28 protein-coding genes and 1 other RNA gene are annotated in these 20,030 nt (G+C 66.4%); 15 read left to right on the forward strand and 14 right to left on the reverse strand.

What is annotated here, in order from left to right; genetic code table 11:
* The first annotated feature begins 13 nt into the window (after positions 1-13).
* From M0208_RS17490 to M0208_RS17545, 12 genes are all read left to right on the forward strand, one after another.
* Positions 14-415, forward strand: coding sequence for a Mov34/MPN/PAD-1 family protein (locus tag M0208_RS17490; protein WP_408988159.1), 402 nt, complete (start codon positions 14-16; stop codon positions 413-415).
* Positions 416-475: 60 nt separating this feature from the next.
* Positions 476-1,123: a histidine phosphotransferase family protein gene (locus M0208_RS17495; RefSeq protein WP_258892943.1), complete on the forward strand. Its 648-nt coding sequence runs from the start codon at positions 476-478 to the stop codon at positions 1,121-1,123.
* A gap of 57 nt (positions 1,124-1,180) precedes the next feature.
* A complete protein-coding gene (locus M0208_RS17500) occupies positions 1,181-3,457 on the forward strand; it encodes a chemotaxis protein CheA (protein ID WP_258892944.1) in 2,277 nt (758 codons plus the stop codon).
* Positions 3,454-3,888, forward strand: a complete 435-nt coding sequence (locus M0208_RS17505) for a chemotaxis protein CheW (RefSeq protein WP_258892945.1) — start codon at positions 3,454-3,456, stop codon at positions 3,886-3,888. Before M0208_RS17500 ends, M0208_RS17505 begins: the two co-directional genes overlap by 4 nt.
* 60 nt (positions 3,889-3,948) lie before the next feature.
* Positions 3,949-4,314 carry a response regulator gene (locus tag M0208_RS17510; RefSeq protein WP_258892946.1) on the forward strand — a complete coding sequence of 122 codons (366 nt, stop codon included), beginning with the start codon at positions 3,949-3,951 and terminating at the stop codon, positions 4,312-4,314.
* Between the two features lie 61 nt (positions 4,315-4,375).
* Entirely contained in the window at positions 4,376-5,380 is a 1,005-nt protein-coding gene (locus M0208_RS17515) for a chemotaxis protein CheB (RefSeq protein WP_258892947.1), read from the forward strand.
* Positions 5,377-6,213, forward strand: coding sequence for a protein-glutamate O-methyltransferase CheR (locus tag M0208_RS17520; protein WP_258892948.1), 837 nt, complete (start codon positions 5,377-5,379; stop codon positions 6,211-6,213). The genes M0208_RS17515 and M0208_RS17520 overlap by 4 nt, the downstream gene beginning before the upstream one ends.
* Positions 6,214-6,232: 19 nt before the next feature.
* A complete protein-coding gene (locus tag M0208_RS17525; RefSeq protein ID WP_258892949.1) occupies positions 6,233-7,123 on the forward strand; it encodes a DMT family transporter in 891 nt (296 codons plus the stop codon).
* Positions 7,120-7,809, forward strand: coding sequence for an N-acetylmuramoyl-L-alanine amidase (locus M0208_RS17530; protein ID WP_258892950.1), 690 nt, complete (start codon positions 7,120-7,122; stop codon positions 7,807-7,809). Before M0208_RS17525 ends, M0208_RS17530 begins: the two co-directional genes overlap by 4 nt.
* An 11-nt stretch (positions 7,810-7,820) precedes the next feature.
* An RNA gene (rnpB, locus tag M0208_RS17535) (RNase P RNA component class A) lies at positions 7,821-8,181 on the forward strand.
* 147 nt (positions 8,182-8,328) lie between these two features.
* A complete protein-coding gene (locus M0208_RS17540; protein ID WP_258892951.1) occupies positions 8,329-8,862 on the forward strand; it encodes a J domain-containing protein in 534 nt (177 codons plus the stop codon).
* The gene (locus M0208_RS17545; protein ID WP_408988119.1) at positions 8,850-9,248 is read left to right on the forward strand and encodes a (2Fe-2S) ferredoxin domain-containing protein; all 399 of its coding nucleotides are present in this window, start codon (positions 8,850-8,852) and stop codon (positions 9,246-9,248) included. The genes M0208_RS17540 and M0208_RS17545 overlap by 13 nt, the downstream gene beginning before the upstream one ends.
* A 25-nt stretch (positions 9,249-9,273) precedes the next feature.
* Here M0208_RS17545 and M0208_RS17550 read toward each other — a convergent pair whose 3' ends face one another.
* The 10 genes from M0208_RS17550 to M0208_RS17595 form a co-directional block, all read right to left on the reverse strand.
* Positions 9,274-9,711 (reverse strand): SufE family protein, encoded by a 438-nt coding sequence (locus tag M0208_RS17550; RefSeq protein ID WP_258892952.1) that lies wholly within the window; start codon positions 9,709-9,711, stop codon positions 9,274-9,276.
* A gap of 174 nt (positions 9,712-9,885) precedes the next feature.
* The gene (locus M0208_RS17555; protein WP_258892953.1) at positions 9,886-10,125 is read right to left on the reverse strand and encodes a hypothetical protein; all 240 of its coding nucleotides are present in this window, start codon (positions 10,123-10,125) and stop codon (positions 9,886-9,888) included.
* A gap of 14 nt (positions 10,126-10,139) precedes the next feature.
* Complete coding sequence (locus tag M0208_RS17560) at positions 10,140-10,388, reverse strand: hypothetical protein (protein WP_258892954.1); 249 nt, start codon at positions 10,386-10,388, stop codon at positions 10,140-10,142.
* A 23-nt stretch (positions 10,389-10,411) separates the two neighbouring features.
* A complete protein-coding gene (locus M0208_RS17565) occupies positions 10,412-10,627 on the reverse strand; it encodes a hypothetical protein (protein ID WP_408988160.1) in 216 nt (71 codons plus the stop codon).
* 90 nt (positions 10,628-10,717) lie between these two features.
* Positions 10,718-11,044 carry a hypothetical protein gene (locus M0208_RS17570; protein WP_258892956.1) on the reverse strand — a complete coding sequence of 109 codons (327 nt, stop codon included), beginning with the start codon at positions 11,042-11,044 and terminating at the stop codon, positions 10,718-10,720.
* An 18-nt stretch (positions 11,045-11,062) separates the two neighbouring features.
* Positions 11,063-11,353 (reverse strand): hypothetical protein, encoded by a 291-nt coding sequence (locus M0208_RS17575; RefSeq protein ID WP_258892957.1) that lies wholly within the window; start codon positions 11,351-11,353, stop codon positions 11,063-11,065.
* A gap of 26 nt (positions 11,354-11,379) precedes the next feature.
* The gene (gene pspC, locus M0208_RS17580) at positions 11,380-11,760 is read right to left on the reverse strand and encodes an envelope stress response membrane protein PspC (protein ID WP_258892958.1); all 381 of its coding nucleotides are present in this window, start codon (positions 11,758-11,760) and stop codon (positions 11,380-11,382) included.
* Positions 11,760-12,044 (reverse strand): envelope stress response membrane protein PspB, encoded by a 285-nt coding sequence (pspB, locus tag M0208_RS17585; protein ID WP_258892959.1) that lies wholly within the window; start codon positions 12,042-12,044, stop codon positions 11,760-11,762. Before pspB ends, pspC begins: the two co-directional genes overlap by 1 nt.
* An 11-nt stretch (positions 12,045-12,055) precedes the next feature.
* Positions 12,056-12,730, reverse strand: coding sequence for a phage shock protein PspA (gene pspA, locus M0208_RS17590; protein WP_258892960.1), 675 nt, complete (start codon positions 12,728-12,730; stop codon positions 12,056-12,058).
* 83 nt (positions 12,731-12,813) lie between these two features.
* On the reverse strand, positions 12,814-12,954 hold the full coding sequence (locus tag M0208_RS17595) for a hypothetical protein (protein WP_258892961.1): 141 nt from the start codon (positions 12,952-12,954) through the stop codon (positions 12,814-12,816).
* A gap of 176 nt (positions 12,955-13,130) precedes the next feature.
* Between M0208_RS17595 and pspF the strand changes: the two genes are divergently transcribed.
* Together pspF and M0208_RS17605 are read left to right on the forward strand one after the other, a co-directional pair.
* The gene (pspF, locus tag M0208_RS17600; protein WP_258892962.1) at positions 13,131-14,156 is read left to right on the forward strand and encodes a phage shock protein operon transcriptional activator; all 1,026 of its coding nucleotides are present in this window, start codon (positions 13,131-13,133) and stop codon (positions 14,154-14,156) included.
* A 61-nt stretch (positions 14,157-14,217) separates the two neighbouring features.
* A complete protein-coding gene (locus tag M0208_RS17605; RefSeq protein ID WP_258892963.1) occupies positions 14,218-14,823 on the forward strand; it encodes a superoxide dismutase in 606 nt (201 codons plus the stop codon).
* A gap of 134 nt (positions 14,824-14,957) precedes the next feature.
* Here the strand turns inward: M0208_RS17605 and M0208_RS17610 are convergent, their stop codons facing one another.
* The 3 genes from M0208_RS17610 to M0208_RS17620 all read right to left on the reverse strand — a co-directional run bounded on the left by M0208_RS17610 (position 14,958) and on the right by M0208_RS17620 (position 17,778).
* Positions 14,958-15,572, reverse strand: a complete 615-nt coding sequence (locus M0208_RS17610; protein WP_258892964.1) for a septation protein A — start codon at positions 15,570-15,572, stop codon at positions 14,958-14,960.
* A gap of 95 nt (positions 15,573-15,667) precedes the next feature.
* Entirely contained in the window at positions 15,668-16,597 is a 930-nt protein-coding gene (gene ftsY / locus M0208_RS17615) for a signal recognition particle-docking protein FtsY (protein WP_258892965.1), read from the reverse strand.
* Positions 16,594-17,778, reverse strand: coding sequence for a MiaB/RimO family radical SAM methylthiotransferase (locus M0208_RS17620; protein ID WP_258892966.1), 1,185 nt, complete (start codon positions 17,776-17,778; stop codon positions 16,594-16,596). Before M0208_RS17620 ends, ftsY begins: the two co-directional genes overlap by 4 nt.
* Here M0208_RS17620 and M0208_RS17625 point away from each other — a divergent pair.
* Complete coding sequence (locus M0208_RS17625) at positions 17,777-18,352, forward strand: DUF924 family protein (RefSeq protein WP_258892967.1); 576 nt, start codon at positions 17,777-17,779, stop codon at positions 18,350-18,352. The genes M0208_RS17620 and M0208_RS17625 overlap by 2 nt on opposite strands.
* Here the strand turns inward: M0208_RS17625 and M0208_RS17630 are convergent.
* On the reverse strand, positions 18,327-19,931 hold the full coding sequence (locus tag M0208_RS17630) for a bifunctional diguanylate cyclase/phosphodiesterase (protein WP_258892968.1): 1,605 nt from the start codon (positions 19,929-19,931) through the stop codon (positions 18,327-18,329). The two genes, M0208_RS17625 and M0208_RS17630, sit on opposite strands and share 26 nt — an antisense overlap.
* Between the last annotated feature and the right edge of the window lie 99 nt (positions 19,932-20,030).

Consider the following 20,030-nt stretch of genomic DNA (forward strand, 5'->3'; position numbering starts at 1 on the left):
GTCGGATATGGGGATCAGGCTCGAAATTTCAATCGCCGACCACGACGCGATCGCCGCGTTTGCGCGAGGATCGAGCGAGGAAATCTGCGGGCTGCTGATCGGTAGGGAGGGGAATATTGAAACACTCGTCCCCTGCAAGAACGTCGCCGCCGATCCCGCGCGCTTCTTCGAGATCGACCCCGCCACGCTGATCGCCGCGCACCGCGCCGCTCGCGCGGGAGGGCCGTCGGTGATCGGCCATTACCATTCGCATCCCTCTGGCGTCACGACGCCATCCGCCCGCGACGCCGCCGACGCCGCGCCCGACGGCGCGATCTGGATCATCACCGATGGCCGCACGCTGGCGGCGTGGCGCGCCGGGCGCGACGGGGCGGTGCATGGCCGCTTCGATCCGGTCGAATTGATCCGCGCCTGACCTTGCGCGCGACTCATGCGTCCGCCAGAAGACGCGGCTTCATTTAATCGGGAATTTTCAGTGACCATCAGTCCGGTCGATTTCGCCAGCCTGCTCTGTTCGCGGTTGTGCCACGACCTTCTGTCGCCGATCGGCGCGCTCAACAACGGGCTCGAGCTGCTGGCGGACGAAACCGATCCCGCGATGCGCGAACGTTGCATGGAATTGCTGGCGGAAAGCGCGCGCACCTCGGCGAACAAGCTGAAGTTTTTCCGCTTGGCGTTCGGCGCGGCGGGCGGGTTCGGCGATGCGGTCGATTCGCGTGAGGCGCAGGCCGCGATCACCGGACTGCTCGGCGACAACAAGCGCCTGACGCTCAACTGGCTGGTCGAGGAACCGCAGCTTCCCAAACCCGCGATCAAGGTGCTGCTGAACCTGGCGATGATCGCGGGCGATGCGCTGGTCCGCGGCGGCACGCTCGACATCGGCGGCGAGAATAACGACGGGCTGGTCGAGATCGTGCTGAAGGCGGAAGGGCCGCGGATCGTGCTCGATCCCGAACTGCGCGCGATGCTGGTCGGGGGGCAAGTCGACGATTCCACGGTCACCCCGCGCGCCGCGGCGGCGTTCCTGGTTCACTCCATCGCGCATGACGCTGGCGGTTCGGTCCTCGTCAGCGAGCCGGGCGACGGCGTGCTGCTATTCGGCGCATCGATGAAGGCCAAGTAAACACCACCTTAACCACCCCTGGTCCATCCCCGTCGGCAGCAACGCCACCGGGGGCACATGGACGATCTGCTGCAGGAATTCATCGCCGAAACCCGCGAGACGCTCGGCGCGCTCGCGGGGGAAATCGTCGCATGGGAGGCGGACCCCGCCGATCGCGCGCGGCTGGATGCGATCTTCCGCTTCGTCCATACGGTAAAGGGCAGTTGCGGTTTCCTTGATCTGCCCCGCCTCGCACGTCTGAGCCACGCAGCGGAAGACGTGCTGTCCGCGGTACGCAGCGGTGATCGGACGCCCGACCCCGTCCTCGTCAACGCGGTCCTCGCAATCGTCGACCGGATCGGCGAGATCGTCGAGGCGATCGACGCCGGCGCCTCGCTGCCCGACACCAGCGAAGACCTGCTGATCGCCGCGCTCGACGAATCCGCCGAACCGCAGAACGCGCCCGCCGCGAGCGTCGCCACCCCGGCCGCGCCACGCCTGCCGACCCGCAGCATACGCCTGTCGGTCGATCTGCTCGACCGGATGATGAGCGGCGTGTCGGAAATGGTGCTGGCGCGCAACGAACTCGCCCGCCGCGTGCGCGACAGCGGCGACACGGGAATCGAATCGACGCTCGACCGGCTGTCGCTGACCGTCGCCGAATTGCGCGAAACAGTGACGCGGACGCGGATGCAGACGATCGACGCATTGTTTTCGGCGCTGCCCCGCGTGGTGCGCGACACCGCCGCATCGCTCGGCAAGCAGGTCGCGTTGACGATCGACGGCGCGGACGTAGAGCTCGATCGCGAGATGATCGAGATGCTGCGCGATCCGCTCGTCCACATGGTGCGCAACTCGCTCGACCACGGCATCGAAACCCCCGCCGAACGCCGCGCGGCGGGCAAGCGCGAGGTGGGTCGGCTGCACGTCTGCGCGCGCCAGTCGGGCAATCGCATCCTGGTCGAGATCGCCGACGACGGCCGCGGGGTCGATACCGAGCGGCTGGTTGCGAAGCTCGCCGCCGCGGACCCGTCGCGCGAAATGGCGCTGCACCGCTTGTCCGAACGCGGGCGGCTCGACCTGATCTTCGAACCCGGCCTGTCGAGCCGCGACGACGTCAGCAGCCTGTCCGGGCGCGGCGTGGGCATGGACGTGGTGCGCACCAACGTCGAACAGATCGGCGGCGCGATCACGCTGGCCAATCAGCCGGGGCACGGGCTGGCGGTCACGATCGAGGTGCCGCTGACGCTCGCCATCCTGTCCGCGATCGTCATCGAATCGAACGGTGTCCGCTTCGCCGTGCCGCGCCAGGCGGTGGACGAGATCGTCTCGGGCCATTCGTCGGTCGTCCGGATCGACCGGATCGGCGACGCCGACATCGTGACCGTGCGCGATCGGCGGCTGCCGCTGGTCGCGCTGGAGGCCGTGCTTGGCGGGTGTGCGGTCCCGCCCGAAATGCTGGTCATCCTGCAGGTGCCGGGCGGAGCCTATGCGCTGGCGGTCGACGCGGTGCTCGATACCGAGGAACTGGTGGTGAAGCCCGCCGCGCCCGCGGTGATGAGCGCAGGGATTTATTCGGGCCAGACCCTGCCCGACAACGGGCGGCCGTTGCTGCTGCTCGACTGCGCGGGGATCGCGACCGTGGCGGGCCTGACCTTCACCCGCGCGGAATTCGTCGAGGAGGCGGCCCCTGAAGCGCCGGTCGAGGAGGGCGTTCGCGCCTTGTTGTTCGACGACGTCGACGGCGCGCGCCGCGCGATCCCGCTGGCCGCGGTGGACCGGATCGAGGGCGCGACCGCGGATGCGGTGCGCTTCGCGGCGGGCCGGTGGTGGATGACCACGCCCGACGGAATGGTGCCGCTGAGCGCCGCGCCGCCCCGGCACGGGAACATGACGATGCTGCGTCTGCATGACGATCGCGGCGCGGTGGCGCACCCGATCGCCGAGGCGCTGGAAATCGTGACGCTCCCGTCGGAAATCGCTCCTGCCGCTGCGGTCGGCGCGATCGCCGGAGTCGTGCTGATCGCGGGCGAACCGGTCGAACTGGTCGATCCGTTGTGGCTGCTCGATGCGACGCTCCGCACCGAAGGCCGCGTCGCGCCGATCTGCCTGCTGCACGGTGCCGATTCGGACTGGATGGAAGCATTTCTGAAGCCCGCGATCGAGGCCGCGGGCTACCGCGTCGCGCGCCGTCTCGCCGCTGGCGAAACGCCCGCGGTCGCGCTGGCGATGGAGGACGATTCCGATCCGCCCGCGCCGCGCGTCGTCCGGCTCAGCCGCGACCGCACCCGCGGCCTGCACCGCGCCGACCGCACCGGTGTTATGGCTGCGCTGGCGAAGGAAATCGTATCGTGACCGAACGTCTTCACCTCGTCGCGCACATCGCCAGCCGCGGGTTGCTGCTCGACGCGTCGCAGGTCGATTCCGTGATCGACGTCGGCGATATCGTGCCGGCGCCGGGCAGCGCGCCCGCCATCCGCGGGCTCGCCGCGCTGCGCAGCCGCGTGGTGACTGTGATCGACACCTGGAAACTGCTCGACTTGCCGCCGCCGCAGGGTCAGCCACGGCGCGCGGCGGTGACGCAGGTCGATGGTCATTGTTATGCGGTGCTGGTCGACGCGCTGGAGGACGTCGCGCCATTCGCGGTGCAGCCGCTGGCCAGCGGCGTCGCGCTAGGCGCGTGCTGGGCCGATGTCGCCACCGGCAGCGCGGATCGCGCAGGCGAACCGATGCTGGCGATCGACCTGCACCGGCTGGTCGACGCGGTGTCGAAACCCGCCGGTTAACCCGGTCGTCACACCTGTTCTGGCATCACCGATGCCGGTCGCAAAGCTCAAGGTAGCATCATGAAATCCTGTTTGGTGGTCGATGATTCGAAAGTGATCCGAAAGGTCGCGCGTCACATTCTGGAGGGGCTGGATTTCAGCGTGTCCGAGGCGTGCGATGGTCGCGAGGCGCTCGACGCCTGCATCGCCAGCACGCCCGACGTGATCCTGCTCGACTGGAACATGCCGGTGATGAGCGGGATGGAATTCCTGCGCGCGATGCGCGACACCGATCTGCCGTCACGGCCGAAGGTGGTGTTCTGCACGACCGAAAACGGCATGGCGCACATCCGCGCCGCGATCGAGGCGGGCGCCGACGAATACGTCATGAAGCCGTTCGACCGCGATACGCTGGAAAGCAAGCTGCAGATCGTCGGCGTCGCCTGAACGCCTGATCGTGCCATCTGTCACATCCTCTGCGAGTCCGCTCGCCCGGTCGCGCCCACGGGTGTTGATCGTTGACGATTCGGTGGTCGCGCGAACCGTGATGACGCGCATGGTGGAGACGGGCGGCTTTACGCTGGCGGGGGCGGTGCCCGACGTTCACCGTGCGCTCGCCTTGCTGGCGAACGAAACCGTCGACGTCATCCTGCTCGACCTGGAAATGCCCGGCGTCGACGGGCTCAGCGCGCTGCCCGAACTGCTCAGCGCCAGTGGCGGGGCGAAGGTGCTGATCGTATCGTCGAACTGCGGCGATGGCGCAGCGGCCACGCTTCGCGCGCTGGCGCTGGGGGCGGCGGATACGCTCGTAAAGCCCGGCGCGGGCGGCTTGTCGGGGCGCTTTGCCGATACCCTCGTCGAAAGAATCACGCGGCTGACCGAGCGGACGGCCGCAGGACAGGCGCGGATCGTCGTGTCCACGCCGCAGCCGAACGCCTTCGACCTCGTCGCGATCGGCGCATCGACCGGCGGCATCCACGCGCTCGGGCAGTTGTTCGCCGCGGTGCCGCGCGATTTCCAGCAACCGATCGTCGTGACGCAGCATCTTCCGGCGTCGTTCACCCCGTATTTCGCGGCCCAGGTCGCGTTGCTGGCCGGGCGTCCGTGCGACGTCGCCGCGGATAGCGTGCGCTTGCGTCCCGGCCGCGTGGTCATCGCGCCCGGAGACGCGCATCTGACCGCCGTCGCGCTGACGGACGGTGGCGCGGCGACACGGCTATCGCGCGATCCGGTGGTAAACGGCAACGTCCCGTCGGTCGATCCGATGTTCGCCACGCTCGCCAACGTCTTCGGCCCGCGCCTGCTCGCGATCGTGCTGAGCGGGATGGGCCGGGATGGTCTGGAGGGCGCGCGGCGGGTGCGCGATGCGGGGGGAATGGTCGTGGTGCAGGATCCGGCGTCGTCGGTGGTGTGGGGAATGCCCGGCGCAGTCGTGGACGCGGGGCTGGCCGACGCAGTGCTGACCCCGGCCGAGATCGGCGCGCTGATCGCCGGCGGACGGCGCGGCGCATGACCGGTCTGCCACCCGCCACCACCGGCGCGGTCAACGTGCTGGCCGCCTTGCTGGAGGCGAGGACCGGGCAGCAGATCGCGGCCAATCGATCGTGGCGGATCGACACCAGTCTTAAGCCCTTGCTCGTCGAACGCGGGCTCGACACGATCGAACAGCTCGTCGGGCAATTGCTCGATGGACGCGATACGGCGGTCGGCGACCGCATCGTCGACGCGATGCTGAATCAGGAAAGCTCGTTTTTCCGCGACGCGGGCGTGATCGAATCGACCGCCGCGGCGGTGCGGGAAATCGCCACCGGCGTACCGCGGATCTGGTCTGCGGGATGCGCGGCGGGGCAGGAGCCGCTGTCGCTCGCGATGGCGTTCGCGGAGGGCGATGGCGCCAGGCCCGAGATCATCGCCAGCGACGTGTCCGCTGCGACGATCGCGCGCGCGCGCGCCGGTCGCTTCAATCAATTCGAAATCCAGCGCGGACTGCCGATCCGGCGCATGATGCAATGGTTCGAACCCGATGGCGCGGATTGGGTCGCAGCGCCGGATTTGCTGAAGATGGTGTCATTCCGCCGTCACAATCTGGTCGCGGACCGTCCGCCGCCGGGGCCGTTCGATGCGATATTCTGCCGCAACGTGCTGTTCTATCTCACCCCCGCGCTCCGGACTCAGGTGCTCGACAGGATCGCCACCGCGATGCGCCCGGGCGGGCTGCTCGTGCTGGGTGCCGGGGAAACGGTGATCGGGCAGACCGAACGCTTCGTCCCCAGCCGCCGTTTCCGCGGCTTCTATGAAGCGGTAACCCCGCCAGCGGAGCCGCGCGCGGTTTACAACGCGTCCTGATCGCCGCAACGCGTGGGGCATGACCGCCCCGCGTCCCACCAGCTTCGGCCCGCGCGACCTGTTGGTCGTGCTGGCGATGAACGTGCTGTGGGGCCTCAACATCATCGCGGTGAAGATGGCGGTGACAGAGATCGCGCCGCTGACCGCCGGGTTCCTGCGACAGGCGATGGTCCTGTTAGTCTGCGGCGGGGCGCTGCGCATCGTGCCTGGCCGGATGAAGACATTGGTCGCGCTCGGCATATTGTCGGGCGGCGTATTCTACGTCGCGGTCAACCTCAGCCTGGCGGTGGCGGACAATGTCGGCGCGCTGGCCATCGCCGGGCAATTGGGCGTGCCCTTCTCGATGTTGCTCGCGATCCTCGTCTTTCGGGAGAAGATCCACGCCGCACGGATCACCGGCATCATGCTGGCGTTCGCGGGCGTCGGGCTGCTGGTGTTCGATCCCGCCGCGGCGAAGGAGGGGCCGGGCCTCGCGCTGACCGCGATCGCCAGCTTCATCTGGGCGGTGTGCTCCTTGCTCCAGCGCAAGCTGATCGGGGTGCCGATCCTGACCATCTACGCCTGGGTCGGGCTGATGGGGTCGATCGTGATGGGCGCGATGGCGTGGACGTTCGAGCGCGATGCGATGCTTGGCGTCGGCGACATACGCCTGCAGTCGCTCGGCTGGGTCGCGTTCTCCGCGATCGGATCGAGCGTGCTGGGGCAGGGGGCGATGGTGTGGCTGCTACAGCGTCATCCCGTCTCCACCGTCACTCCGCTGACGCTCGCCGCGCCGGTCATCTCGGTCTTCGCCGCCGCCTATTGGTTTGACAGTCCGTTGGGATTGGCCATGTTGGCGGGCGGGGCGATCGCGATGCTGGGTGTCGCGATCGTCACCGTCCGCACCGCGCGCGCCGGGGAGGCCAAATGAAACCGATCGACGCGCCATCGCCCAATTTCGACGACCGCGCGCTGCCGATCAGCATGATCGTGCTCCATTACACCGGCATGAAGGACGGTCCCTCGGCGATCGAACGCCTGCGCGATCCCGCATCCAAGGTCTCGTCGCACTATGTCGTCGCAGAGGACGGCACGATCATGAAACTGGTCGAAGAGGAAAAACGCGCCTGGCACGCGGGCGCATCGCACTGGCGCGAGATCGACGACGTGAACAGCGCCAGCGTCGGGATCGAGATCGTCAATCCCGGCCACGAATTCGGCTATCGCCCGTTCCCCGAGGAACAGGTCGATGCGGTCGTGCGCCTCGTCGCCGAGATCAAGGACCGGCACGAGATCACGCGCGGCAACGTCGTCGGCCATTCCGACGTCGCCCCCGCACGCAAGCGCGATCCCGGCGAACTGTTCCCGTGGCACCGCCTCGCCCGCCTCCGTCTCGCCCTCCCGCGCCCGACGAAAAACCTGATGGACCCGTTCTGGACCGAGGCGGGCTTCTGCCTCGCGCTAGAAAGGTTCGGGTACGACGTGACCGACCGGATGGCCGCGATCATGGCCTTCCAGCGCCGCTTCCGTTCCGAACTGGTCGACGGCGAGATCGACGCCGAATGTCGCTGCATCCTCCTCGCGCTGCTGCTTCCCAAACCGACCGGGGACGAGTAGGAGCCGTCCTACCAGAGGGCTGGGCGACCGCGGGTGCTTGCACGCGAGGAAAGTCCGGGCTCCACGGAACGACGGTGCCGGGTAACGCCCGGCGAGGGTGACCTTAGGGAAAGTGCCACAGAGAGCAGACGGCTAAGGCTTAGGTCCAGTCAGAGTGAAAGGGTGCGGTAAGAGCGCACCGCGTTTCCGGTAACGGCGACGGCACGGCAAACCCCACCGGGAGCAAGATCGAATAGGGGCGGCAAATGGGCTTCGTTCCGGCCCGTCGCCCGGGTTGATTGCTTGAGCGCGCCGGCAACGGCGCGCCTAGAGGAATGGTCGCACATCTCCGCAAGGGGAGGACAGAACCCGGCTTACAGGCCCTCTGGTGCTTCGCGCGAGCCGCCTCGGAAACGAGGCGGCGGCGCGGAACGCGCGCGCGAAGCCGGCCGGCGTCGCGCCAGCGACGACCGACGACACGCGATTTACTCGCGTGTCCGGTCTTTCATCATTGCGCCCTAACCTCTACCTGCACCCACAATGGCCCGCTCTTCCTCCCGTAACGACTGGGGTTTTCCCCGCTGGCGCAGCTATGGCTCGGGCACGGCGGCGACGGCGGTGCGGATCTGCGACCGTCACGGCTGCACCGAACCCGGCGATTGTCCCGCCCCGAAATCCCCCAACAGCCCCGAACGCTGGTATTTTTGCCAACAGCACGCCGGCGAATACAACCGCGGCTGGAATTATTTCGAAGGGCTGACCGCCGAGGAAGCCGCCGCGCGCGAGGCGGAGGAAACCCGCGACACCTCCGGCTATGAGGAATCGCGCCACCACAAATGGGCTGGGCCGGGCGACGGCAGCCGGTCACGCGACGAGATGCGCGCGCTCGATGTGCTGGGGCTGGAACCCGACGTCGAGTTCGATGCGATCCGTGCGGCGTGGCGGATGCTGGCCAAGTCCAACCACCCCGACGTCCGCCCCGGCGACGCCGACGCCGCGACGCGTTTCCAGGCGATCCAGGCGGCGTACGAAGTGCTCCGCGCGGCCGAGGAAGCGCGGACGTGGAAGCCCTGAAACTTGCCAAGTCGCATTGGCACGGCTGCGTTCTGGTCTGCGGCAAATGTTCGAAAAAGCTGGACGGCGGCTTCGGTCCGAAGGGCCGCACCCCGCTCGCCAAGGCGCTGTCGAAACAGGACGGCTTCGGCCGCAAGCGCAAGGCCGCGATCGGCGTGGTGGAAACGAAATGCCTCGGCCTCTGCCCGAAACGCGCGGTGACGGTGGTCGACACCCGCGGCCCGGAACGCTGGCTGGTGGTGCCGGAAGCGACGGATGCTGTTCATCTCGCGCAACTCCTCCGTCATTCCCGCGAAAGCGGGAACCCATCGCCGACACTATCCTCCGGCGAACCGGCGGTAGGCTTGGCGATGTTTGGCCCTGGGTTCCCGCTTTCGCGGGAATGACGGTTATGGCGCGCAGGGACGATCGCTAGGCTGAGGTATACCGCCCTGCCGTCTCTCGGATCAGCGCGATCATGTTGGGGATGCCCTGCGTCCGGTTCGAGCTGAGCTGTTTACCCAGATCGAACGGCGCCAGTTCCCGCGCAATGTCGGTCTCCAGGATGTCCGCGGGCGTCCGATCCTGCACCGTCGCCAGCACCAGCGCGATGATCCCCTTGGTGATCGCGGCGTTGCTGTCCGCCAGGAAATGCAGCGCACCCCCCTCTGAACCAACGGCGTCGGCGCGCGTGGGATAGACCCACACCGACGCCGAACACCCTCGCACAAGCGTCGCATCGGTCTTCAGCGCCTCGGGCATCGGCTCCAGCGCGCGGCCCAGCTCGATCAGCAGGCGATAGCGGTCGTCGGCGTCGAGGAAGTCATATTCGTCGTGGATGTCGGCGATCGTGCGGGGAGCGTCAGGCATGGGGGGCGATTAATGCGTGCGGGCATCAGGGGCAACTAACGCGACATCTTCATCCTCCCCTGCAAGGGGAGGTGGCGCGTAGCGTCGGAGGGGTATCACCCTATCGAGAGGTCGACACCCCTCCGTCTCGCTTCGCGAGCCACCTCCCCTTGCAGGGGAGGAGTTTTGATCCGCTCACAAATCCACCCCCGCCGCGATCGCCTCCAGCTTGCGGATGCGCTCCTTCAGATCGGCGATCTCGATCCGCGCGGTCGCGCTCGGCGGCTGTGGTGACCGCACGTCATGCTCGGTCACGATCTGCCGCTGCTTCAGCTCCAGCCAGCCGCGCCAGCCCGACAGGCCCGCAAAGACCAGCATCGCCAGCCCCGCCAACGCCGCGGACGCCATGGTGAGATAGAAATTGGGATCGGCCACGGCCAAACCTCCTATCAGTTATCGCGCAACCGCTCGATCTCACGGTCGAGATCGATGCTCTTGCGATCGTCGGTGATGACGCGCTCCAGTACCTGGACCCGCTCCTTCAGCTTGCGGAGTTCCTCGCGCGCGGCGGCGGCGTCCGGGCCAGCCATCGGCTGCACCTCGGCGCGGCCCATCGCGCGGTAACGTTCCTTTGAAATCCGTCCGATCGTGGCGATCAATACGATCGCGATGACCATGAGGGCGACTGACCAGGGCATTCCTGTACTCCTTGAAAAGACAGTCAGTTGATCGGGTGGGCGTTCGGGCCGGGCAATTCGCGCAGCCGTTCGATCTCGTCGGACAGATCGGCGCCCTTGTCGGTCGCGATCCGCTCCAGTACGCGAACGCGTTGTTCCAGCCGCTCGGTGTGCGCCGCATATTGCGCCGCCCGTTCCGCGGTTTCGTGGTTCAGCGCCTCCGCCAGCTTCTCCTTGTGCTTCAGCCAGCGTTTGAACATGTCGCCGCCCACGCCGAAGATCACCGGCAGGCCGACCACGATCATGAAGAAGGCGAGTACGAACCAGTATTTGTCCTGCATGTCGGCCCCTCAGTTCGCGCGGTCGCGGAGGTTTTCGATCTCGTGGCTCAGCATATTCCCGCTGTCGGTCACGATCCGCTCGACGTTCTGCAGCCGGTCCTTGATCGACCCGAGTTCGGCGCGCAGCCCGGCGTTCTCCTGCGTCAGCAGCTTCACGCGCTCGATCGTCTCGTCGTCGCGCTTCGGATACAGCGCCTGGCCCCATTGCCCGTCGAGCGGGTAACCGTTCTTGATCCGCAGCCAGGTGGTGATGACCCACCCGCCGATCCCCAGCGACGCCAGGATCGCGATGAACGGGAACAGCGTCTGCAACATGGCAAGTTTCTCGGGCGACATATCCTATCCTTTCAGAATTCAGCGCAGCGCGTCGATTTCGCGGGCGGTCCGCTCGGCGGGATCGGTGGCGATGCGTTCCAGCACCGCGATCCGCTCTTCCAGCCGGCTGACCTGACCGGTCAGACGCTCGTTCTCGCTCGACAGCAACTGCACCTTCCGCGTGCCGTCGGGGTCGCCGCGATGCGTCGCGCCGCTCCATTCGTTTTCGACCGGATAGCCGTGCTTCGCGCGGATCCATGTCGTCAGCACCCAACCGATCGTGCTGATCGCGATGATCGCCAGCACGAAACCCGGTCCACCAAAATGCATCGATCGTCTCCTGGTGGAGCCTGCGCTTAGCGCAGGCTCTCTATCTCATTGGCCAGCTGCGTGTTGCGGCTGGTGTAGTGCGTCTCGATGTCGGCGAGGCGCCGGTCGAGTTCGCGAAACTTGCTGCGGACCTCGGTGGTCGACCGCTTCGGGTTGGACCTGACGCCCTGCCAGAATTTGGCGTCCTCCGGCGTCTCGTACAGGCCCATCGGCTTGTCGTGTGCCATCCAGGCGACCAGCATGTAGGCGATCAGCGTCCACGGAAACCCGCCCGCCAGCGTCAGAAGGATCAATCCGATCCGGACCCAGAGGACTTCGACGCCGGTGTAATCGGCGATCCCCGAACACACGCCCTTCCACTTGCGGTTCTGGCGGTCGAGGTAGAATTTGGTGCGGCTGTCAGCCATCAGTTCCTCCTCAGATTCTGGTCTTCCAGCCGGTAGTCGGCTGGTGGCCGGTAATCGCCGACCTGCGAGCGAAATTCGGGATTGTCGGCGGCGACGATGCGTTCGACGGTGTTGACACGGTCTTCCAGGCGGCGCGCGAGGTTGAACATCTCGTCGAGCAGTTTCTCATCCTCATCGGTGATCCGCGGGGCCTGCTTCCACTTCGTCATATAGTGGAGGATGACCCACGGCAGCCCGATGAAGAGCATTCCGACGACCATGATCGGTACGAGAACGTCTTCCATCTCTTTGATCCCTAAGCTTCGTTATTCTTGTTCAGCCGCGCCTTCAGCGCCGCCAGGTCCGCATCGACGCGCTCGCTCGATCGCAGTTCGGCGATTTCCTCGTCCAGCGACTTCGGCAGCGCGCCCAGGCCCATCGCATCGGCGCGGCCTTCGGCCTCGTCCACGCGGCGTTCCAGCACGTCGAACCGGCTGAACGCCTCGTGCGTCTTCGGCCCGTTCCACATTTCGCGCAGGCGGCTGCGGTTGTTCGCGCTTTCCAGCCGCGTCGCGATGCCGTTCTGCTTCGTGCGGGCCTCGCGGAGCTTCGACTGCAGCTTGCCGATGTCTTCCTCCGAACTGCGCAACGCATCGTCTAGCACCTTCACCTCGGCGCGAAGCTGATCGGCCATGTCGGTCGCCTTCTGGCGTTCGACCAGCGCGGCCTTGGCCAGATCCTCGCGGTCCTTCGACAGCGCCAGCTCGGCCTTTTCGGTCCAGTTGACCTCCAGGCCTTCCAGCTTGGCGATATGGCGCCGCATCTCCTTGCTGTCGGCGATGGTGCGCGCGGCGGACGCGCGCACCTCGACCAGCGTCTCCTCCATCTCCAGGATGATCATGCGGATCATCTTGGCCGGGTCTTCCGCTTTCTCAAGCAGTTCGGCCATGTTGGCGGCGACGATGTCGCGGGTGCGGGAAAAAATGCCCATTCACGAAACTCCTGTAGGACGGGCCCTTTATATACTGACCGCCGGGGCAGGGCGAGGGATCAGCGCCACCCCGGCGGCCCCGTTCACGCAATCGCGCGAACGATCTTCGCCGGCGCGTTGTTCGCCGCTGCCGGGCCTACCGCGCCCAGCACCATCGTGGTGCTGAGAACCAGTGTGCAGGCGATGGCGGCAAGCGTGCGGCCGATGTTCTCGAACTTGATCATGGCGAAACTCCTCTTTTCCTGAACTTTAGCAACCGCTCCTTGGCAGGTTGCACGATGCTCTGCAGGGTGCGTGCCAATTCGGAAAACGGCGGATTTGCGTCGTTTCGTGCGATCGTTTCGGTCTCGATGCGTTTCTCATCTTGCCAAGCGTTGGGGAATTGCGCCAATCGTTGGGAATGGAGCGGGCGACTCAGGTCATCGGGCAATCGGGCGCGTTCCTCGACGCGCTGGAACGTGCCAGCCGCGCCGCGGCGCTCGACCGCCCGGTGCTGGTGATCGGCGAGCGCGGCACGGGTAAGGAACTGGTCGCCGAACGCCTCCACCGCCTCAGCCCACGCTGGGACCAGCCGCTGGTTATCATGAACTGCGCCGCACTGCCCGAAACGCTGATCGAAGCCGAATTGTTCGGGCATGAGGCGGGCGCGTTCACCGGTGCGACGAAGGCGCGGGTCGGGCGGTTCGAGGAGGCCGACGGCGGCACGCTCTTCCTCGACGAACTCGGCACCTTGTCGATGGGCGCACAAGAACGGCTGCTGCGCGCAGTCGAATATGGCGAGATCCACCGCATCGGATCGTCGCGCGCCACCCGCGTCGATGTGCGTATCGTCGCGGCGACCAATGAACACCTTCCCGACAAGGTCGACCGTCACGAATTTCGCGCCGACCTGCTCGATCGTCTCTCGTTCGAGGTCGTGACGCTGCCCCCGCTGCGCGCACGTAAATCCGACATCCTCATCCTCGCCGACCATTTCGCGCGCCGCATGGCGGCCGAACTGGGCTGGGACAGCTTTCCCGGCTTCGCGCCAGAGGCGCAGGAGGCGCTGCGCGACTATCGCTGGCCGGGCAACGTGCGCGAACTCCGCAACGTCGTCGAACGCGCGGTCTATCGCTGGGACGCCGACGATCCGATCGAGCGGATCGAATTCGACCCGTTCACATCGCCGTACCGTCCGGGCACGTCAGTGCCAACTTCGGCACCGGCAGTGCAAACATCCGACAACAACGGGGACGAGGTTGCGGCCTGCGACGTCGGTCCGTCGGATTTCAAATCCCGCGTCGCGCAATTCGAACGCGACATGCTGACCCGGGCACTCGCCGACCACCGCTTCAACCAGCGCGCCACCGCAGAGGCGCTGGGCCTCAGCTACGACCAGCTTCGCCACGCGCTCCGTCGTCATGATCTAATCGGAACGGTGGCGTAACGATCACGGAGCGTTTAGGCCCGTTCCGCGTTACCTTCGCCAACATCCACAGGAGATTCCCATGGCGTTCGAACTTCCCCCGCTGCCGTACGATTATGACGCGCTGGAGCCGGTCATCTCGAAGGAAACGATGACCTTCCACCACGACAAGCACCACGCCGCCTACACCGCCAAACTGAACGAAGGCGTCGCTGCCGATCCCAAGCTGGAGGGCAAGTCGATCGAGGACATCCTCGGCATGATCTCGACCCTTCCTCCGCTCGTCCGCAACAATGGTGGCGGTTTCTGGAACCACGATTTCTTCTGGAAAATCATGGCCGCCAAGGGTTCGACGAAGCCGTCAGGCGCGCTGGCCGACGCCATCGAAACCTACGGCGGGCTGGACAAGCTGAAGGAAGATTTCAACACCAAGGGCGCGGGCCAGTTCGGCTCGGGCTGGGCGTGGGTCATCAAGGATGCGGGCGGCGCGCTGAAGGTCACCTCGACCCCGAACCAGGACAATCCACTGATGGACGACGCCAAGGAAAAGGGCACCCCGATCCTCGGCAACGACGTGTGGGAACACGCTTATTACCTGACCTACAAGAACGACCGCCCCGGCTATCTCAAGGCATGGTGGGACGTCGTGAACTGGGACGAAGCCGGCAAGCGCTTCGACGCCGCGTAACGCAAATCCTCCCCGGCACGGGGGGGGCGGCAGCCGTAGGCTGACGGAGGGGGCTGGCTGCGGGCGATGTCTTTGCGGCAAGCCCCCTCCATCAGCTTCGATGATCCCACTCCCCGTGCCGGGGAGGAATTACGTTACGCCGAGGGCGGCACCGGCGGCGCATCCTCGCCCAGTTTCAGCCCATGCCGCATCAGCATCGGAACGTTCGCCATCGCGAACACCAACGTCATCGGCACTGCGCCCCACAATTTGAACGAAACCCACACGTCCCATGTCGTCGATCGCCAGACGATCTCGTTCAGCACCGCCATGAACAGAAAGAACAGCGCCCAGTTGCGCGTCAGCTTGCGCCAGCCTTCGCCGCTCAACCCCGGATAGGCCGCGCCCAGCAATCCCTGAAGCAGCGGACGACCAGTAGCCAGCCCGAACGCCAGGATGGCGGCGAACATCGCATAGACGATCGTCGGCTTCATCTTCAGGAACGTCTCGTCGTGGAAATACAGCGTCAGCCCGCCGAACACCAACACCAGCGCGCCCGACAACCATAACATCGCCGAGATATGCCCGGTCTTCACCCGGCTCACGATCATCGCGACGATCGTCGCCACCATGAACGCCCCCGTCGCCGCCAGCACCCGCGCCAGCGCAGGCCCAGGAGTGAGGAAGTTCACCGCGAAGAAGATTGCAAGCGGTCCGTAGTCAATCGCCATGCGCAGGCCGGTGGAGGGGGCGGGGCGGGTGTCGGTCATAGCGTCCTTTACCACCCCGGCGCAGGCCGGGGTCCAGTTTCGATGTCGATGTGATCGTAACCCGCCAGTGCGGCAAGTGTGCCGATGCCGAAGATTCAGCTCTGCCGATCATCCACCCCGGCGATGATCCGGCTGACCTCATTCGCATCGAACGGGCGGAGATCGGTCATCCCCTCGCCGACCCCGATCGCATGGATCGGCAACCCGTACTTCTCCGCCGCCGCGACCAGCACGCCGCCGCGCGCGGTCCCGTCCAGCTTGGTCATGACAAGCCCGGTGACGCCCGCCACTTCCTTGAAAACCTCGATCTGCTGGAGCGCATTTTGCCCCGTCGTCGCATCCAGCACCAGCACCACGTCATGCGGAGACGCCGGATTGATCCGCCCCAGCACGCGGCGAATCTTCGCCAGTTCGTCCATCAGTTCGCGCTTATTCTGCAGTCGTCCGGCGGTGTCGACGATCAGCACGTCGATGCCGGTCTCGGTCGCCTTCTTCACCGCATCCCACACCACGCCCGCCGCGTCGCCGCCCTCCGGGCCAGTGACGATCGGAACGCCCACGCGGTCGGCCCAGGTGCGCAACTGCCCGATCGCGGCGGCGCGGAACGTGTCGCCCGCAGCCAGCATCACCCCGTAATCCTGTTCCATGAACAGATGCGCCAGCTTGGCGATGGTCGTCGTCTTGCCGCTGCCGTTGACGCCGATCACAAGGATCACCTGCGGCCGCGGAAACGCCTCGATCGCGATCGGCGTCGCGACCTGCCGCAATACCTTCTCGACCTCCTCCGCCACCACCAGCCGGATGCCGAGTTCCTCCATGTTGCGCTCGAAACTGCCCTCCGCCAGCCGCCCGCGGATCTTCCCCGCAGTCTGCGGGCCGAGATCGGACGCGATCAGCGCCTCCTCGATATCGTCGAGCGTCGCCTCGTCGAGCCGCGCGGTGCCGAGCCCCGCGAGATTTCCGACCAACCGATCCGACGTACGCTTGAAGCCGCCGAGCAATTTGTCGTGCCAGGAAGTGCTCATGAAAGGGTTCCGATGAGATGGGCGTCGTCGACCGAGGCGATGCGCAGGTGGGCGAGTGAACCGACCGACAATGGGGCGTCGATACGGATTTCGGCGAAGCCCGGTGAATGGCCGCGGTCGCCGGGCTTCTCGACGACAACCGCCTGCGTCGTCCCGACCAAGCCGCTCAGCCAACGCCGCTTCCGCGCTGCCGCCGCTTCACGCAACACCGTGGCTCGCTCCCGCCGCACCTCGGGCGCGACTTGCGGCATCCGGGCCGCGGGCGTCCCCGCACGCGCCGAATAGGGAAACACATGCGCATGAACGATGTCGCAATCGTCGAGCAGCGCCCGCGTGTTCGCGAACATCGCCGCATCCTCGGTCGGAAAGCCCGCGATCAGGTCTGCCCCAATCGCGATGTCGCGCTTCGCCTTGAGCCGCTCGACAATCCGCACCGCGTCGGCGCGCAAGTGGCGTCGCTTCATGCGTTTCAGGATCAGATCGTCCCCCGCCTGCAGCGACAAATGCAGATGCGGCATCACCCGCACCTCGCCGGTCAGCAGGTCGAAGAGGCGGTCATCGATCTCGATCGTGTCGAGCGAGGACAGCCGTAGCCGGGGCAGGGCAGGGACGTCGCGCAGGATGCGCTCGATCAGGCCGCCCAGCGTGATCCCGCGGTCGTCGTAGCTGGTCAGGTCGACCCCGCTCAGCACTACCTCCTTGTGCCCCGCCTCCACCAGCCCGGCGATGCGATAAACCACCTCGCCCACAGGATCTGATCGGCTCGCGCCTCGCCCCGAAGGAATCGCACAGAACGTACAGGCATGATCGCACCCATTCTGCACCCCGACGAACGCACGTGCATGACGGCGTGGGGGCAGCGCGTTGGGAAAGCCGCCCCAGGTCGCGGGCAGCAATTTCGCCGTGTTCCCGACTACCCGATCGACCTCAGGCATCGCCGCGAACGAAGCGCGGTCCATCTCCGCCGCGCAACCCGTCACGACCAGCTCCGACCCCGGCCGGCCACGCCGCGCGCGGCGGATCGCGGCGCGGGTCTGCTTCACCGCTTCGTTCGTCACGCCGCAACTGTTGACGACCACCACGTCGCGCCGCTCGCCCAGCGCACCGCGGATCGTTTCGCTTTCGGCGATGTTCAGGCGACAGCCCAGCGTGATGACGTCGGGGCCGAGGGGAGGCAACATGGCAAGCGATCTAGGGATGACCGACAGCGAAGTCCACGCACAGGCGCGGGCCGTGCTCGACTTCTGGTTCGGGCTGACCGAGGAACAGCATTTCGCGAAGGACGCGGCGCTGGACCGCGAAATCACCACGCGTTTCGGCAAATTGCGGGACGAGGTCTTCGAGAATGACGCCAAGGACTGGAGCGACGATCCCGATACGCTGCTCGCCGCGATCATCCTGCTCGATCAATTCTCGCGCAACATCCACCGCGATACGCTGCGCGCATTCGAGGCTGATGATCTGGCGGTGTCCCTAACGCTGCTAGCGATCGATCGCGGCTGGGATGTGCGTCTCCCGCCCGACCGGCGTGCTTTCGTCTACATGCCGCTGATGCACGCGGAGGATGCCCCGCTACAGGCGTTGAGCGTCACGAAACTCGAGCAACTCGGCATCGCCAACAATCTGAAATTCGCGCGCGACCACGCCGCCGTCATTGAACGCTTCGGCCGCTACCCATCGCGCAACGCGGCATTGGGACGGATCTCGACGCCGGACGAACTGGACTATCTCAGCCAGCCAGACGCCGGCTGGTAGGCTCCGCCTCGGCTGTCTGGCTCGCCAGCATCCGGCGCTCGGCGAGCAGGCGACGGACGTTGGCGACCGTCAGCGGCATCCCGTAAAGATATCCTTGTCCCTTCGCGCAACCGATCGCGCGCAGCCTGTCCTGGATCGCCGCGTCCTCGATCCCCTCGGCGGTGACAGGCAGGTTCAGGCTGTCGCCCAACCGCGCGATCGCGGTGACGATCGCGGCGCTTTCGGGATTGTCGACGATCGAGGTGACGAAGCTCTTGTCGATCTTGATCCGGTCGAACGGCAGCGCGCGAAGGTGCGCCAGGCTCGAATAACCCGTTCCGAAATCGTCGAGCGCGATGCGGATGCCCTGGTTCTTCAGGCTGCCGACGATCGACTGCGCGAGCGCGAGGTTGTCGAACAACGCGCTTTCGGTGATCTCGATCTCCAGCCGGTGCGCAGGGAAGCCCGTTTCGGTCAGCAGCTTGATGATCTTCTGCGGTAACCACGCGTCGCGCAACTGGATCGGCGAGATGTTGACCGACAGCGTCAGATCCGCCTGCCAGTCGCGCGCGGCGGTGAACGCCTGCTGCATGATCGACAACGACAGATCGGCGATCAGGCCGCATTCCTCGGCGATCGGGATGAACTTGTCGGGGCCGATATGGCCGCGCGTCGGATGCTCCCACCGCGCCAGCACCTCGAACCCGGTCAGGCGGCCGCTGCCCAGATCGATCTGCTGTTCGAAACAGGGAACCACCTGACCCTTGGGAATGGCGTCGCGCAGCCCCGCTTCCAGCTCCGAACGGCTGCGCAGCGCCTGTTCCATCGCGCGGTCGAACCAGACATAGCGGTTCCGCCCGGCCTTCTTGGCGGCATACATCGCGATGTCGGCGGATCGCATCAGCGCGTCGATCGTGCTGTCCTCGAAATCGGATCGCGCGACCCCGAGCGACGCGGAAACGTGGAGATGCTGACCCTCGGCGCGGAACGGCTGGCCGAGCCGGCTGACGATGCGTTCGGCGACGCGGTCGACCGTCTCGGGATGATTCGGATCGAACACGATGCAACACGCAAATTCGTCGCCGCCCAGCCGCGCGACCAGCGCCTGCGGCGGCATCGCGTCGGCGATCTCGCCCGCGACCCGCACCAGCAAGGCGTCGCCGACCGCATGGCCGTGCAGGTCGTTGACGCCCTTGAAATGATCGAGGTCGAGCATCAGCATCGCGACCGCCTTGCGCCGCCGCCGCACGTTCGCCAGCAACGCCGCGCCGTCCTCGGCCAGACTGCGGCGGGTCAGGAATCCGGTCAGCGAATCACGCGATGCTATTTCGCGCGCGCGCGCCTCCACGGCGCCCTTCGGAACGAACGCGCTCAACAAGTCGCGGTGACGCCGCCAGCCGAGCAGGATCAGCGCGATATTGAGGACCAGCGCCACGACCAGCAGCCGGTCGAGATGCGCGTCGCCTCCGGAAACTTGTTTCAGGACCGTCGACAGGACGGTGCTGCCGATTGCGACAAACATCACGATGGCGACGGCGGTGATCGCCACGATCGCGTTCGCTCTGTTCTTCGCTCCTCCACCGGCTGGATACGCGGCCATTGTCAATCCTTTGGCGATACTGAATCACCATGTCGCACGGCGCGATTTAGAAGCGGTTAAGGCGCGCGGCTTGCCCTTTTGCCGCGTCTCGGCTATTGG

The organism is Sphingomonas sp. SUN019 (assembly GCF_024758705.1).
Taxonomy (GTDB): Bacteria; Pseudomonadota; Alphaproteobacteria; order Sphingomonadales; family Sphingomonadaceae; genus Sphingomonas.